13 protein-coding genes are annotated in these 13,258 nt (G+C 73.1%); 8 read left to right on the forward strand and 5 right to left on the reverse strand.

Features of this window, described 5'->3' with window-relative positions; translation table 11 throughout:
* Nucleotides 1–98 precede the first annotated feature (98 nt).
* Complete coding sequence (locus ACFU5G_RS24775) at nucleotides 99–1,355, reverse strand: NYN domain-containing protein (protein WP_377250779.1); 1,257 nt, start codon at nucleotides 1,353–1,355, stop codon at nucleotides 99–101.
* 149 nt (nucleotides 1,356–1,504) lie between these two features.
* On the opposite strand from ACFU5G_RS24775, the gene ACFU5G_RS24780 reads away from it, so the two are divergent.
* The gene (locus ACFU5G_RS24780; RefSeq protein WP_377250782.1) at nucleotides 1,505–2,125 is read left to right on the forward strand and encodes a TetR family transcriptional regulator; all 621 of its coding nucleotides are present in this window, start codon (nucleotides 1,505–1,507) and stop codon (nucleotides 2,123–2,125) included.
* Nucleotides 2,126–2,205: 80 nt separating this feature from the next.
* Nucleotides 2,206–3,078, forward strand: coding sequence for an LLM class F420-dependent oxidoreductase (locus ACFU5G_RS24785; RefSeq protein ID WP_377250785.1), 873 nt, complete (start codon nucleotides 2,206–2,208; stop codon nucleotides 3,076–3,078).
* 3 nt (nucleotides 3,079–3,081) lie between these two features.
* Here the strand turns inward: ACFU5G_RS24785 and ACFU5G_RS24790 are convergent, their stop codons facing one another.
* Together ACFU5G_RS24790 and ACFU5G_RS24795 are read right to left on the reverse strand one after the other, a co-directional pair.
* The gene (locus ACFU5G_RS24790) at nucleotides 3,082–3,720 is read right to left on the reverse strand and encodes a DNA-3-methyladenine glycosylase I (RefSeq protein WP_377250788.1); all 639 of its coding nucleotides are present in this window, start codon (nucleotides 3,718–3,720) and stop codon (nucleotides 3,082–3,084) included.
* A gap of 120 nt (nucleotides 3,721–3,840) precedes the next feature.
* Entirely contained in the window at nucleotides 3,841–4,707 is an 867-nt protein-coding gene (locus ACFU5G_RS24795; protein WP_377250791.1) for a TetR/AcrR family transcriptional regulator, read from the reverse strand.
* A 125-nt stretch (nucleotides 4,708–4,832) separates the two neighbouring features.
* On the opposite strand from ACFU5G_RS24795, the gene ACFU5G_RS24800 reads away from it, so the two are divergent.
* The 6 genes from ACFU5G_RS24800 to rlmC all read left to right on the forward strand — a co-directional run bounded on the left by ACFU5G_RS24800 (nucleotide 4,833) and on the right by rlmC (nucleotide 10,600).
* The gene (locus tag ACFU5G_RS24800; RefSeq protein ID WP_377250794.1) at nucleotides 4,833–5,819 is read left to right on the forward strand and encodes an ATP-binding cassette domain-containing protein; all 987 of its coding nucleotides are present in this window, start codon (nucleotides 4,833–4,835) and stop codon (nucleotides 5,817–5,819) included.
* Complete coding sequence (locus ACFU5G_RS24805) at nucleotides 5,816–6,589, forward strand: ABC transporter permease (protein WP_377250796.1); 774 nt, start codon at nucleotides 5,816–5,818, stop codon at nucleotides 6,587–6,589. The genes ACFU5G_RS24800 and ACFU5G_RS24805 overlap by 4 nt, the downstream gene beginning before the upstream one ends.
* Entirely contained in the window at nucleotides 6,576–7,262 is a 687-nt protein-coding gene (locus ACFU5G_RS24810) for a DUF2306 domain-containing protein (RefSeq protein WP_377250798.1), read from the forward strand. Before ACFU5G_RS24805 ends, ACFU5G_RS24810 begins: the two co-directional genes overlap by 14 nt.
* Before the next feature lie 43 nt (nucleotides 7,263–7,305).
* Complete coding sequence (locus ACFU5G_RS24815) at nucleotides 7,306–7,929, forward strand: DinB family protein (protein WP_377250800.1); 624 nt, start codon at nucleotides 7,306–7,308, stop codon at nucleotides 7,927–7,929.
* 33 nt (nucleotides 7,930–7,962) lie between these two features.
* Nucleotides 7,963–9,330 carry a M15 family metallopeptidase gene (locus ACFU5G_RS24820; RefSeq protein WP_377250802.1) on the forward strand — a complete coding sequence of 456 codons (1,368 nt, stop codon included), beginning with the start codon at nucleotides 7,963–7,965 and terminating at the stop codon, nucleotides 9,328–9,330.
* A gap of 91 nt (nucleotides 9,331–9,421) precedes the next feature.
* On the forward strand, nucleotides 9,422–10,600 hold the full coding sequence (gene rlmC, locus ACFU5G_RS24825) for a 23S rRNA (uracil(747)-C(5))-methyltransferase RlmC (protein WP_377250805.1): 1,179 nt from the start codon (nucleotides 9,422–9,424) through the stop codon (nucleotides 10,598–10,600).
* On the opposite strand, the gene ACFU5G_RS24830 is transcribed toward rlmC, so the two are convergent.
* Together ACFU5G_RS24830 and ACFU5G_RS24835 are read right to left on the reverse strand one after the other, a co-directional pair.
* Nucleotides 10,567–12,075 (reverse strand): zf-HC2 domain-containing protein, encoded by a 1,509-nt coding sequence (locus ACFU5G_RS24830; RefSeq protein WP_377250807.1) that lies wholly within the window; start codon nucleotides 12,073–12,075, stop codon nucleotides 10,567–10,569. The genes rlmC and ACFU5G_RS24830 overlap by 34 nt on opposite strands.
* 199 nt (nucleotides 12,076–12,274) lie before the next feature.
* On the reverse strand, nucleotides 12,275–13,258 hold a 984-nt coding region (locus ACFU5G_RS24835; RefSeq protein ID WP_377250809.1), incomplete at its 5' end, for a zf-HC2 domain-containing protein.

The following is a 13,258-nucleotide window of genomic DNA, read 5'->3' on the forward strand; positions in this document are numbered from 1 at the left end:
GGAGATGACTACGCGGTGTCTTCTGCCGCCTGAGCCTGCGGTTCCGCTCCGGGCGGGTGCCTCGTTCCTCGGCCCCCACCCTGCGCTGCTCCTCCGGCTCAGGCGGTGACCAGGTAGTCGTCCGCGTCGTCGTCCCAGGCCAGCGAGACCGTGCCCGCGGCCTCCGCCGCCTTCGCGAACTGGAGGAAACCGCGGAAGCCGAGCGCCTTCTCGGAGAAGTCGGGGCGGCGCTTGCGCACCGCGTTCTTCAGGCCGGACAGAGCGGCGGAGCCGCCGGACTCCTGCACCACGTCGCGCAGCAGCGCGAACGCCGCGTCGGTGTCGCCCTGCTCCGGCAGCGACACCTCGGGGTCGCCCGCCGACGGGCCCGGCGCGAGCTCCACGAACTCGCGGTCCGCGAGGAAGCGCAGGAACTCGCCGAACGTGCGGAACCCGTAGTCCGACTCGCTGAACGTGGCGTCCTTGCGCAGCAGCGTCCGCTTGAGGGCGGACGCCGTGACCGGGCCGCTCGTCGACGACTGCAGGTCGCCGAGGGTCTGCGCCACCCGCACCTCCATCGGCACGTCGTTCGACGTCGGCGCCTCGTCCTGCTCGCTGACGTCCACGTCGGGCTCGGCCTCGGGCGCCACGTCGGCCGGCACCGGGGCGGGCTCGGGCTTCTTGCGCCGCCGGGTCGCGGGCTTGGTCTCGGCCTCGGGCTCGGCCGGGGTCTCGGGCGCGTTCGCCTCGGCGACGGCCTCCGCGACCGCCTCGGCGGCCTTGGTGCGGCGCGAGGCGGCCGGTGCCTTCTGCGCGCTGGCGCGCTCCGTCGTCGTGCCGGCCTTGCGGGTGCGGGAGCCGCGCTTGTGGGCGGGGGCGCCCTGGTCCTCGTCGGGCACCTCGACGCCCTCGAGCCGGTCGTAGAAGAGGAACTCGTCGCAGGCGGCGGGCAGCAGGCGCGACGTCGACTTCTCGACGCCGACGCCGATCACGCGCTTGTTCAGCTCACGGAGCTTGTGGACGAGCGGCGAGAAGTCGCTGTCGCCGGTGCACATGACGAACGTGGAGATGTAGTCGCGCTCGAAGGCCATCTCGATGGCGTCGACCACCATCTTGATGTCGGCGGCGTTCTTGCGGGAGGCGCCCATGCGCTGGGTCATCTCGATGAGCTCGACCTGGTGCCGGGTCAGCATCCGCCGGTCCTCGTCGAAGTACGACCAGTCCGCGTAGGCACGGCGCGCGACCACCCGCCCGCGGACGGCGAGCGCGTCGGCGATGGGGCCGAAGTCGAACTGCATCCCGCCCAGGTGCTCCCGGGCGCCGAGCGCCAGGTTCTCGTAGTCGATGAAGACTGCCAGGCGTTCCTCGAGATCCATGCCCGCCACTCTAGGGGGTCCGCCGGAAGCCGGGGTCGGGAGCCGCGCCGGGCCGGCGATCCGCAGGGCGAAATGACGAGGGGGTGAAATGGGCATCCCGGGGCGATCCTGAAGGCCCCAGAAGTTCACCCGTTGCCTAGGATTTGGCCATGGCCGAGGCGACTGCCGCACACGACGACGACCCGATCTCCAACCGGAACCGGATCATTGCCGCTGCCGCGCGCCTGACCTGCGCCCATGGCTGGTCCAAGGTGACGATGGGCCGCCTCGCGACCGAGGCCGGCGTGAGCCGGCAGACCGTCTACAACGCGGTCGGCAGCCGCGACGACCTGGCCGAGGCCATGGTGCTCACGGAGTCGGCGCAGTTCGTCTTCCGTATCGCCGAGGCCTTCGACAGCCACCCCGACGACCTGCTGGCGGCTATCCACGACGCCGTGGAGAGCACGCTGACGTTCGCCGAGGGCAACGACCTGCTGCGGGCCGTGGTGTCCGCGACGCACGGCGCGGACACCGAGCTGCTGCCGCTGCTCACCACGCACTCCGAGTCGCTGCTGGGCACCGTGAAGGTGGTGATCCAGGACCGGGTGGACCAGTACGAGGTGACGCTGCCGCCCGAGCGGATCGCGGTGATCATCGACATCGTGGTGCGCTCGGCGCTGAGCCACGTGATGCAGCCGACGGCCTCCCCGCGCGAGACGGCCGGGTCGATCACGTGGCTCGTCGCGTGCGTGCTCGGGCGCACGGAAGACCTGGTCGGCCTGGGCGTCTGACCGGGCGCGAGCAGGCCCGCCCGAGGGGCGGTACCCGGTCCATGGCTTGACGCGCAGCGCCGGCGGAGGAGGATCGAGGCATGCGAATCGGCACCCACTTCATGCGTTTCGACTCGATGGAGCCCGCCCGGATGCGCGCCGAGCTGGCGGACGCCGCCCGGTACGCCGACGAGGGCGGCGTCTCGTGGATCTCCGTGATGGACCACTACTTTCAGATGGAGCACCAGGGCTTCCCGGCCTCGGACCCGATGCTGGAGGCGTACACGACCCTGGGCTACCTGGCCGGGGTGACCGAGCGGGTGCAGCTCGGCGCGCTGGTCACGGGGGTGACGTACCGGCACCCCGGCCTGCTGGCCAAGATCGTGGCGTCCCTCGACGTGGTCTCCGGCGGGCGGGCGACCTACGGCATCGGCGCCGCCTGGTACGACAAGGAGCACGCGGGGCTGGGGGTGCCGTTCCCGCCGGTCAAGGAGCGGTTCGAGATGCTCGAGGAGACCGTCCGGATCGCCCGGCAGATGTACGACCCGGAGCAGGACGGGCCGTTCGAGGGCAAGCACTTCCAGCTCGCCGAGACGCTCTGCTACCCGCCGCCGCTGTCGGGCCCGGAGATCATGATCGGCGGGTCGGGCGAGCGGAAGACCCTGCGGCTCGTGGCGCAGTACGCGGACGCGTGCAACCTGTTCGCCGAGACGCCGGAGCGCCTGCGCCACCTGCTCGACGTGCTGCACGCCCACTGCGCCGACGTGGGCCGCGACCCCGCCGAGATCCGCATCACGATGCTGCACCGCGGCAAGCCGATCGGCCCGGGCGACACCGCGGCCTTCGTCGAGGAGATGCGGGGCTTCGCCGTGCACGGCGTGGACACCGTCATCCTGCGGCCGCCGGGCACCTCCCTCGCCGCGTGGGTGCGCGACGCGGTGCTGCCGGTCGTGGAGCCGTGCGCCGACCTGTGACCCTCAGCCGGCCGGCGCGGTAGGCACCGCGCCGGCCCGGCGCAGCACGACCGGGCACGTGGCCAGGTGGTCGTCCACCAGTCCGCACGCCTGCATGGCCGCGTACGCCGTGGTGGGCCCGATGAACCGGAAGCCCTCCTTCTTGAGCGCCTTGCTCATGGCCTTGGACTCGGCGGTCGTCGCCGGCACGTCGCCGAACGTGGCGTGCCGCACGCGCCCGGCCGGGTCGGGTGCGAACGACCAGAAGAGCTCGTCGAGCGTGCGCCCGGAGTCGTGCAGCGCGACCACGGCGCGCGCGTTGTCGATGGTGGCCTCGATCTTCATGCGGTTCCGGATGATGCGGGCGTCGAGGAGCAGCCGCTCGACGTCGTCGGGGCCGAAGGCCGCCACTCGCTCCGGGTCGAAGCCCTCGAAGACCTCGCGGAACGCCGGCCGCTTGCGCAGCACGGTGATCCACGAGAGCCCGGACTGGAAGCCCTCCAGGGCGATGCGCTCCAGCAGCGCCTGCTCGCCGTGCACGGGCACGCCCCACTCCTCGTCGTGGTACGCCGAGTAGAGCGGGTCGCCGTCGCCGAAGCAGCGCCCGGCCGGGCCAGTGTCGTCGGCCGTCGTGCTGATGTCTGTCCCGTGGTCGGTGGTCACGGGACCACTCTGACCCACCTCACGGGCACTCCGCGCCGGTCGGCCGCCCGCCTGTGCACGACGTCCGAAAACCGCTGCCTGTGGTCGCGCCAGAACCGTTGCGGCGTGGTGCCGAGGGTCTCAGGACTTCCCGGGACCGATCGCACCCCGGCGCCGCAGGTACGCCTCGAGGCCGTCCAGCACCACCGAGATCCCGAAGGCGATGTCGTCGTCGCCGGGTCCGTCGACCGCGGGCCCCGACCAGGACGCGAACGAGGCGAAGATGTGCGGATAGGTGTCCGGGCCGGCGTACCGGCCGAGCACCGCCTCGAAGTCCGCGTACGGGTCGGCCGCCTCGATCGCGGCCGGGTCGAGCTCGGACTCGGGAGTGTCGGCGGGAAGCCCGGCGTCGCGCCGGACCTTCTGCACCGCCGCACGCCGGTTCTCGACGTGCACCCGGGCCTCGCCCAGCACGTGCTGGGCGAGCAGGCCGATGATCGCGAGCTTCTCGTCCGCCGGCAGGTCCACCTCGCGCAGCACACCGAACGCCTGGTCCATCCAGCGCACCCGGTTCGGCCCGGGCGGTGCGGCCGAGAGCGGGAGATCGAGCATCCAGGGCCTGGTCAGGGCCAGCTCGATCTGCGCTCGGGTCCAGACCTCCAGCCCGGCGCGCCAGCCGGCCTCCATCGGGACGTCGGGCAGGTCGCTGGCCATGGCGTCCGACATCAGGATCAGCAGCTCGTCCTTGCCCGACACGTGCCGGTACAGGGCCATCGGGGTGTAGCCCACGGCTTCCGCGACCCGCGCCATCGAGACGGCGGCGAGGCCCTCGGCGTCGGCCAGGGCCATGGCGGCGTCGACGATCTGCGCGGCAGACAGGGCGGGCTTGGGCCCGCGCCGGCGGGGCGCCGTGTCGCCCCACAGGCGCTGCACGACGGCGGGCAGCTCGTGCTCCTGGCCGGTGCTCGGCGGCTGCTCGGCCGGCCCGGACGTGTCATCGGTGCGCATCGGTTCCATCCTGCCCTGCCCGGCCGGGGTGATCCGACCCGAAACTCTCTTGACCCCATACTGTTTACGGCCCACACTAAAACGCGTAGGATGTAAACAGTAACTGAACTCGAGAGGAAACGACCATGGCTGCGATCGTCACGGCCGAAGGGCTGGGCAAGTCCTTCGCCAGGCGAGGCTCGACGAGCCCGCCCGTGCTGGACGGGCTCCACCTGGAGCTCGAGGAGGGAACGGTGCTGGCGCTGCTCGGCCCCAACGGGGCCGGCAAGACCACCACCGTCCGCATCCTGTCCACGCTGCTGCGGCCCGACGCGGGCCGCGCGACCGTCGGCGGGCTCGACGTGGTGCGGGACGCGCGCCGCGTGCGCGAGATCATCAGCCTCACGGGGCAGCAGGTCGCCGTCGACGACAAGCTGTCGGGCGCCGAGAACCTCACGATGATGGGGCGCCTCGCCCACCTGCCCCGCCGCGTGGTGCGGGACCGCGTCGCCGAGCTGCTCACCGCCTTCGACCTGGCCGACGCCGCGAGCCGGCACGTGGACACCTGGTCGGGCGGCATGCGCCGCCGGCTCGACCTCGCCGCCGGCCTGCTCACCCGGCCCCGCGTCATGTTCCTCGACGAACCCACCACCGGCCTCGACCCCAGGTCGCGACAGGCCCTGTGGGACGTCGTCCGGGGCGTCGTGGCCGACGGCACCAGCGTGCTCCTGACCACCCAGTACCTGGAGGAGGCCGACCGGCTCGCCCAGCGCGTCGCACTGGTCGACGGCGGCCGGATCGTCGCCGAGGGCACCCCGGCCCAGCTCAAGCGCGAGGTCGGCGAGGCAGGCGTCGAGCTCGCCTTCGCCACGGCGTCCGACGCCGCCCGGGTCGCCCCGGCGCTCGCGGCCGCCACGGTCGACGGCGCGCGGGTACGCGTGGCCACGGACGGCTCGGTCGGGCACGTGCGGTCGGTGCTGTCCGCGGTCGAGGCCGCCGGCGTCGCGCCCGAGCACTGGGAGGTGCGGGCGCCGAGCCTCGACGACGTCTTCCTGACGCTGACCGGGCAGACCGGCGCGGCCGGCCGGGCCGGCCAGGACCGCCCGGCCACGACGACGGGGGTGGCGGCATGAGCCACGTGCTGAGCGACGTCTCGACCATGACCACCCGCGGCCTGCGCCTCGTCTCGCGGGACGCCGACGCCATGATCACCGCGGTGGTGCTGCCCGTCATCATCCTGCTGATGTTCGTCCTCGTGTTCGGCGGGGCCCTCGACACCGGCACGGAGTACATCAACTACGTGACCCCCGGCGTGATCCTGCTGGCCGCCGGCTTCGGCGCGGCGAACACGGCGATGGCGGTCGAGCGCGACATGTCCGGCGGCATGGTCGACCGGCTCCGGTCGATGCCCGTGAGCTCCTGGACCGTGCTGTCCGGGCACGTCGTGGCGAGCCTGGTGAAGAACCTGGCCACCACGGCGGTCGTCTTCGGGGTGTCGATCCTGCTCGGGTTCCGGCCCCAGGCCACCGCGCTGGAGTGGCTCGCCGCGGTCGGCATGATCCTGCTGTGGGTCGGCTGGATCACGTGGCTCGCCACCCTCGTGGGCGTCCTGGTCCGTTCGCCCGACGCCGCGGGCGGCTTCTCGTTCTTCGTGATGTTCCTGCCCTACGTGTCCAGCGCCTTCGTGCCCGTCGACACCCTCCCGGGCTGGCTGCGCGGGTTCGCCGAGCACCAGCCGGTCACGCCGGTGATCGAGACGGTCCGCGGCCTGCTCACGGGCAACGTCGCCGGCGCCGGGGCCGCCGACCTGGGCGGCGTCGCCGCGCTGGCGATCACCTGGTGCGTGGGCCTCGGGCTCACGTTCGCCGTGGCGGCGGGGGTGGCGTTCCGTGCCCGGCGCTGAGCGGACCCGGACGGTCCGCTGGTGGCGCCGCCCCTGGATCGCGCCCCTCGCCGTGGTCACCGCGGTGCTCCTGGTGACGGCCCTGCCGCGATACGTGGGCCTGGACCCTGCCAGGTCGCTGGTCCCGACCGACCGCGGCCCGGCGTTCTACCCGGCCCTGGTGACGCACATCTTCGCGGGGTCGGTCATGCTGAGCGCCGCCGTGCTGCAGCTCTGGCCGTGGCTGCGGGCCCACTACCCGCGCGTGCACCGGTGGAGCGGCCGCGTCTACGTGGTCACCGCGCTCGTGACCGGCGTCGCCGCGCTGGTCACGGCGCAGTTCCCGAGCGCGGGCGTGAGCCAGCAGGTGGCGAACACCATGATGGGCGTGCTGTTCCTGACCTTCACGGTGCTCGGCTACCGCGCCGTGCGGCAGCGCCGGTTCGCCGACCACCGGGAGTGGATGGTCCGCAGCACGGCGCTCGCGTTCTCGATCATCACCAACCGGTTCTGGGCGCCCGTGCTCATCGCGGTCTACGTCCCCGGGGCGCTCACCGACCCGGACATCGGGTTCGGCGCCCCGGAGATCGCGGGCGCCGCCGCCGCGTCCGCGTGGGTGTCGTGGATCGTCAACCTCCTGTTCGCCGAGTGGTGGCTCCACCGGAAGCCGAGGCGGCGGAGCCGGCTCCGGTAGAAAGCCCTCGGTGAATGTCGGTGGCCGGGGACACACTGTCCCCATGACACAGACCACCGGTGGGACCACGGACGACGCGACCGAGCTCGAGCAGAAGCAGATCCTGAAGAAGTACCTCCAGGAGACCCGTGAGGCCCTCGTGTGGAAGCTCGAGGGCCTCACGGAGAAGCAGGCGCGCTGGCCCCTCGTGCCCTCGGGCAACAACCTCCTGGGCATCGTGAAGCACTGTGCCAACACCGAGATCGGCTATCTCGGGCCCGTCTTCGGGCGGCAGTGGCCCGACCCCGGGGAGCTCGTCCTCGACGAGATCTTCGAGACGGACCCGCAGGCCGACTGGTACGCGACCGCGGACGAGACCGTCGCCTCCGTCGTGGACCTCTACAAGCGGGGCTGGGCGTTCTGCGACGAGACCATCGACACGCTCCCGCTGAGCGCCGTCGGCCGGGTGCCGTGGTGGAAGAACGGCGAGGTCACGCTGTTCCGCATCATCGTGCACGTCACCGACGAGACCGCTCGGCACGCCGGTCACGCGGACATCCTGCGCGAGCTCACCGACAGCTCCGTCGGGCTCTACGCGGGCAACACCAACATCCCCGACTGGCAGGGCGACCAGATGGCCGCGTACGTCGACAAGCTCAAGACCCTCGCCGAGGGGGCAGGCAACTAGCGCCCGCGTCCGAGATTCGCCAAACTGCGGGCCATGCCCCTCAACGTGGAGCCGTCCACATCCTCCGGGCCCGCGCCCGAACCTGCCCTCGCCGACGCACCGAAGCCCGCACGTCCCGCACCGAGAGCCGAGCTGGCGGCCGGTAGATCCGACATCCCGCCGAGCGGCACGGGCGGACGGCGCGACAGCGGCTCGATGCGACCGCTGTCCGTCGTCCTGATCGTCACCGCGGTGGCGCTGATCGCCAGCATCGTGTTCGCGCTCGTGCACGCGTCGAACAACCGCGAGCTGGACCGGCTCGCCGACGCGCGGGCCGACGTCGTGCAGGCCGTCGACGAGGGGCGCGCGGCACAGGAGGGGCTGGCCGCGCAGATCGAGACCGCCGAGAGCACGCTCGTCGCCTCCAAGGGCAAGGTGGTCGACGGCGCGCTCCGCGCCGAGCTCGCCGGGCACATCGCCGCCGCCAAGAAGCTCGGCGACCAGCAGCCACCGTCCATCCCCGAGGCCGGGGCCGCGGGCCTCGAGGCCCCCGGGGACCTGGACGCCCTGGAGGCGCAGGCCACCGAGTGGGCCATGACCATGCGCACCGCCTCGACCACCCTCACGTCCGCGACCGAGGAGGTGCAGGCGTCCTACCGGCAGTGGCAGCAGGACCGCAAGGACGCCCAGGCCGAGGCCGACGCGGCCGCCGACGAGGCGGCACAGGCCGCCGAGCAGCTCGACAAGGCCCTGAAGTCCCTGTCGACCACGACCGACCAGCTCAAGATCTCGGTGCGGGACTCCCAGTACACCCTCGACTGGGCCGCCGGCCTGGACGGCCCCACCGGCCCCCGCAAGACCCTCCTGGCGCACCGCAAGGAGGGCGCGGCGGCGCTCGCCGCCAAGGCTGACGCCAAGGACCTCGGCGCCGTGCAGGACCTCGTGGACCGCCGCGAGACCGCGCGGGTGGCGATCGAGGACGGTGCCTGGGCGGTGCGGGCCACGCTGGCGGACGGCAGCAACGGGCGGATCGCGCAGAAGGACCTGTGCGAGATGGGGCTCGGCCCCGAGGGTCAGGAGCAGTACCTGCGCTGCGACGCCGCCGAGGACTGGACCAGGCTGGCCGCGGCGTTCGAGGCGGAGCTCGGCAAGCCGCTGCGCGTCGAGTACGGCTACCGCCCCTACGACTGGCAGCTCCAGGCGCTCGACGAGTTCGGCGCCGGCCAGGTCGCCGAGCCCGGCACCTCCAACCACGGCTGGGCCGCCGCTGTGGACGTGCCTGTGGACGACGGCTTCCGCTTCGGCGAGCCCGAGTTCGAGTGGCTCGCGGCCAACGGGCCGAAGTACGGCTGGGAGCACCCGGACTGGGCACGGGCGGGCGGCGGTCGTGAGGAGCCCTGGCACTTCGAGTACCAGGGCTGACGCCGCCAGGCACCGCGGCTGACGCCGCTCGTCCGGTGCCTGCGCACTGCCGTCGATCACGGTGGTGCGCGGGCACTGGATAATGGGGGGCGTGCAGTGCCCTCACTACGACGCCGGACGCTGCCGCTCGTGCACCCTCCTGGAGATCGACTACCCCACCCAGGTGCTCGACAAGGAGCGGCACGTCGCCACGCTCCTCGACCCGGTCTCCGACGGCCTGACCTGGCTCCCGGCGGTCCGCAGCGTCGAGTCCGCCTTCCGGAACAAGGCGAAGATGGTCGTCAGCGGCACCGTCGCCGAGCCCGTGCTGGGCATCCTCGACCGGGCCGGCCACGGTGTCGACCTGACCGACTGCGGCCTCTACCCCGACGAGCTCCAGGCGTCCTTCGGCCCGCTGGCGGCGTTCGTGACGCGCGCGAACCTGGAGCCGTACCAGGTCTCGGGCACCGGCAAGCGTGCGCAGCAGCGCGGTGAGCTCAAGTACCTCCTGGTCACGCTGTCGCCCGACGGCGAGCTGATGGTCCGGTTCGTGCTGCGCTCCCAGGAGTCGATCGCGCGGATCCGCAAGCACCTGCCCGCGCTGCTGGCCGACCTCCCGGCCCTCGCGGTCGCGTCGGCGAACATCCAGCCCGCGCACGCCGCGGTGCTGGAGGGCGACCTCGAGATCCCGCTGACCGAGCGCACCACGCTCCCGATGCGCATCGACGACATCACGCTGGACCTGCGCCCGCAGAGCTTCTTCCAGACCAACACGGCGGTCGCCACCGAGCTGTACCGGCAGGCCCGCACCTGGGTCGACGAGGTGGACCCGCGCAGCCTCTGGGACCTCTACTGCGGGGTGGGCGGCTTCGCGCTGCACTGCTCCGCGCCCGGCCGGTCCGTCACGGGCATCGAGATCAGCGCCGAGGCGGTCGTCGCGGCGTCGGCCACGGTGGAGCGCCTGCGCGACGGCGACGTCGACGGGGCCGGCCGGTTCAAGGACGTCACGTTCGCGGCGGGCGACGCGACGGCGTTCGCCGTCGGGCCGCAGGCGCCCGGGCTGCCCGAGATGGTGATCGTGAACCCGCCCCGGCGCGGTATCGGCGTGGACCTCGCCCAGTGGCTGGAGGGCTCGGGGATCGACCACGTCCTGTACTCCAGCTGCAACGCGACCACGCTCGCCAAGGACCTCGCCGCCATGCCGTCGCTCCGGCCGGTCCGGGCGCGGCTGCTCGACATGTTCCCGCAGACCTCGCACTACGAGGTGCTGGTACTCCTCGAACGGGCCTGACCGGGCGGCGTGCGGCCCTTGGCCTTCCCGTCCAGCTTCGCCTGGCCGGGCGGAGCATCCTTCTTGGCCTGACCGGGCGGGGTCTTTGTCGTCGACTCGGCCGACGGAGCGTCCTTCTTGGCCTGGCCGGGTGGGACGTCATCCTTCTTGGCCTGGCCCGGCGGAACATCCTTCTTGGCCTGGCCGGGCGGGACGTCGTCCTTCTTGGCCTGGCCGGGCGGTGTCGTGTCCTTCTTGGCCTGGCCGGGCGGTGTCGTGTCCTTCTTGGCCTGGCCGGGCGGTGTCGTGTCCTTCTTGGCCTGCCCCGGCGGAACCGTGTCCTTCTTCGCCTGGCCCGGCGGGACGCCGTCCGACTTGGCGAGCCCGGGCGGGACGTCGTCCTTCTTCGCCTGGCCGGGCGGCGTGTGCTCGGTCGGGATCGTGCCGGTCAGCTCGGGAACGTGGGTGGGATCCTCCTGGACCGACCGGGCGGCACTGCGCGCGGCGGTGGGGGTCCGGTCCTGCGTCGAGACCGAGACGGTCCCGGTCTCGTGGAACGACGGCGCGGCCCCGATGCTGCCCGCGACGCCGGTGGTGACGGCGGTCGTCACGAACAGGCCGCCGGCGACGGTCGCGGTCAGGCTCACCGGGTCGGTGAGCAGGGTCCGGGCGGTCACGGCCGCGCGGACCCCGGCGGTGGTGAGCCAGCCCCCGGCCCCGGACGCGGCCCCGCCGGTCGCGGCCGCACCCGTCGCGCCGGCCCCGGCAGCCCCTGCTACGGCAGCGCCCGCCCCGGTCGCCAGTCCCGACTCCGCCGCCGCGGCCCCCAGCAGCAGCACGGGCGCACCGGCGCGCAACATCCAGTAGGACTCGCGGACGTCGACGAAGGCCCGGGTGCAGCCCGCGCACCCGACCATGTGGTCCTCCACCTGCTGGCGTCGGCGCGGCAGCAGGCGGTTCCGGACGAAGTCGTGCAGGGCGGCCCGGGTGGACCGGCACTCCAGGTCGGCGGTGGTCCCGGCGTGGGCCGTGGCGAACGTGCTCGCGAGCCGGTTCTCGGCCCGGCGCAGCCGGCGCTTGGCGGCGTAGGGCAGCACGCCGATCTCGTCGGCGATCGCCGACACGGGCCGGGATCCCACGTGATGGTCCCAGAGGAGCTGCTGCTCACCGGCGGGGAGCCGCTCCATGGCCAGGTTGAGGACCTCGAAGTCGAGCGCGTGCCGCACCGGCGCCAGGGCGGCGGGCTCACCCGCCGGACCGCCGACGACCGGCTCCTCCTCCTGGGTCATCCGCAACGCCACCTCGACCGCCGCGGCGCTCCAGAACGCGAGCGGGTCGGCGAGGTCGCCCTGCTTGAGGAGCTCCACGCACAGCAGCTCGAGGCCGCAGCTCGCGGCCAGCTCCGGGTCGACGCCCGGAACCCGCCGGGACACCGTGAAGACCACGGCGCGGCGGTGCGCCGCCCACAGGCTGAGGTCGGCACTCGTGACGGTCACGCTGCCCCCCTTCCGCACGCGACGCGATACCCCGTGACACCACGTCGTGCGTGCCCCCGGGCGTGCATGCTCGCAAAGAATGCATGCGCATGGAAGGCGCCCGTGTGATCACGGGACGATCTTGGGCTCGCGCCCAGAGGGCCTGTGCGTCCGCACAGCGTCGAGGAGATGCGGGCCTGGTAGGAGGCCCGCACACCCATCAGTCCCCGGTCGCCGACTCGGCGTCGTCGGCGGCGTCCGAGAACGTGCCGAAGAGAAGGTTCCAGATCTCGTCCAGGGTGGTGGTCGCGAGATCGATGCCCGGGAGGTCGGAGAGGCCGAGGCTGGCGAGCAGCTGGTCCAGCGCGCTGCCGAGGGCCGGCGTCTCGGGCGTCTCGGGCTCCTCCGGCACCTCCGGCGGTTCTGCCGGGTTCTCCGGCTCCGTCGGCGGCTCCGCTGGTTCCTCGGGCTCCTTGGGCGGGTCTGGCTTGTCCGTGCCGCCGCCCGGGTTCGACCCGGAGTCGGAGCCGGAGCCGGAGGACGGGGACTTCGGGGTGTCGTCCGACGTGTCGCCGGACTCCGGGGCGGGAGCCGGTTCGGCCACCACCGGGGGAGCGTCGGCCGGAGCGGCCGCCGCGTCCTCCTTCGGGGTGGTCGCGGGGCGCGGCTGCGGGTCCTCGGGCGGGATCGACGGGGGCTTCTCGTCCGTCGACGGCTTGTCCGAGGTGGACGACGAGTCGTCGCCGTCGCCGCTCCCGCCACCGCCGCCGGCACCCGAGCCGCCGCCGGCCCCGGAACCGTCTCCCGCGGCCCCGGCGTCCTCGACCGCCTGGATGGGCGGGTCGTCGAGCTGGCTCATGATCATCGCGGCGGCGCCGGAGCCGATGGCCAGCGCGGCGAGCACGCCTGCCGCCACCGCGGTCTCCTTCTTGCCGAAGCGCGGCTTGGTCGCGCCCGCGCCTGCCGCGCCGGCCGCGCCGGCGGCGGTGCCGGTGAGCAGGCCGCCGGCGATGAGGTGCTGGCCGAGGTCGCGGAGCATCCAGGAGACCTCGCGCACGTCGATGAACGCGCGGGTGCATTCCCCGCAGCCGTCCATGTGGACCTCCAGGCGGCGTTGCCTCCGGGGCAGCAGGCGTCCTTTGAGGTAGTCGTGCATCGCGGCGCGGGTGGTGCGGCACTCGGGTTCGTTGACGTTCTGGGCGTG

It is taken from the genome of Promicromonospora sp. NPDC057488 (assembly GCF_042802395.1).
In the GTDB taxonomy this organism is placed as follows: Bacteria; Actinomycetota; Actinomycetes; order Actinomycetales; family Cellulomonadaceae; genus Promicromonospora.

Excerpts from the sequence above, each read along its gene's own strand:
- ACFU5G_RS24775 (WP_377250779.1), bottom strand. The coding sequence starts at position 1,355 with ATGGATCTCGAGGAACGCCTGGCAGTCTTCATCGACTACGAGAACCTG.
- ACFU5G_RS24780 (WP_377250782.1), top strand. The coding sequence starts at position 1,505 with ATGGCCGAGGCGACTGCCGCACACGACGACGACCCGATCTCCAACCGG.
- ACFU5G_RS24785 (WP_377250785.1), top strand. The coding sequence starts at position 2,206 with ATGCGAATCGGCACCCACTTCATGCGTTTCGACTCGATGGAGCCCGCC.
- ACFU5G_RS24795 (WP_377250791.1), bottom strand. The coding sequence starts at position 4,707 with ATGCGCACCGATGACACGTCCGGGCCGGCCGAGCAGCCGCCGAGCACC.
- ACFU5G_RS24800 (WP_377250794.1), top strand. The coding sequence starts at position 4,833 with ATGGCTGCGATCGTCACGGCCGAAGGGCTGGGCAAGTCCTTCGCCAGG.
- ACFU5G_RS24805 (WP_377250796.1), top strand. The coding sequence starts at position 5,816 with ATGAGCCACGTGCTGAGCGACGTCTCGACCATGACCACCCGCGGCCTG.
- ACFU5G_RS24815 (WP_377250800.1), top strand. The coding sequence starts at position 7,306 with ATGACACAGACCACCGGTGGGACCACGGACGACGCGACCGAGCTCGAG.
- ACFU5G_RS24820 (WP_377250802.1), top strand. The coding sequence starts at position 7,963 with ATGCCCCTCAACGTGGAGCCGTCCACATCCTCCGGGCCCGCGCCCGAA.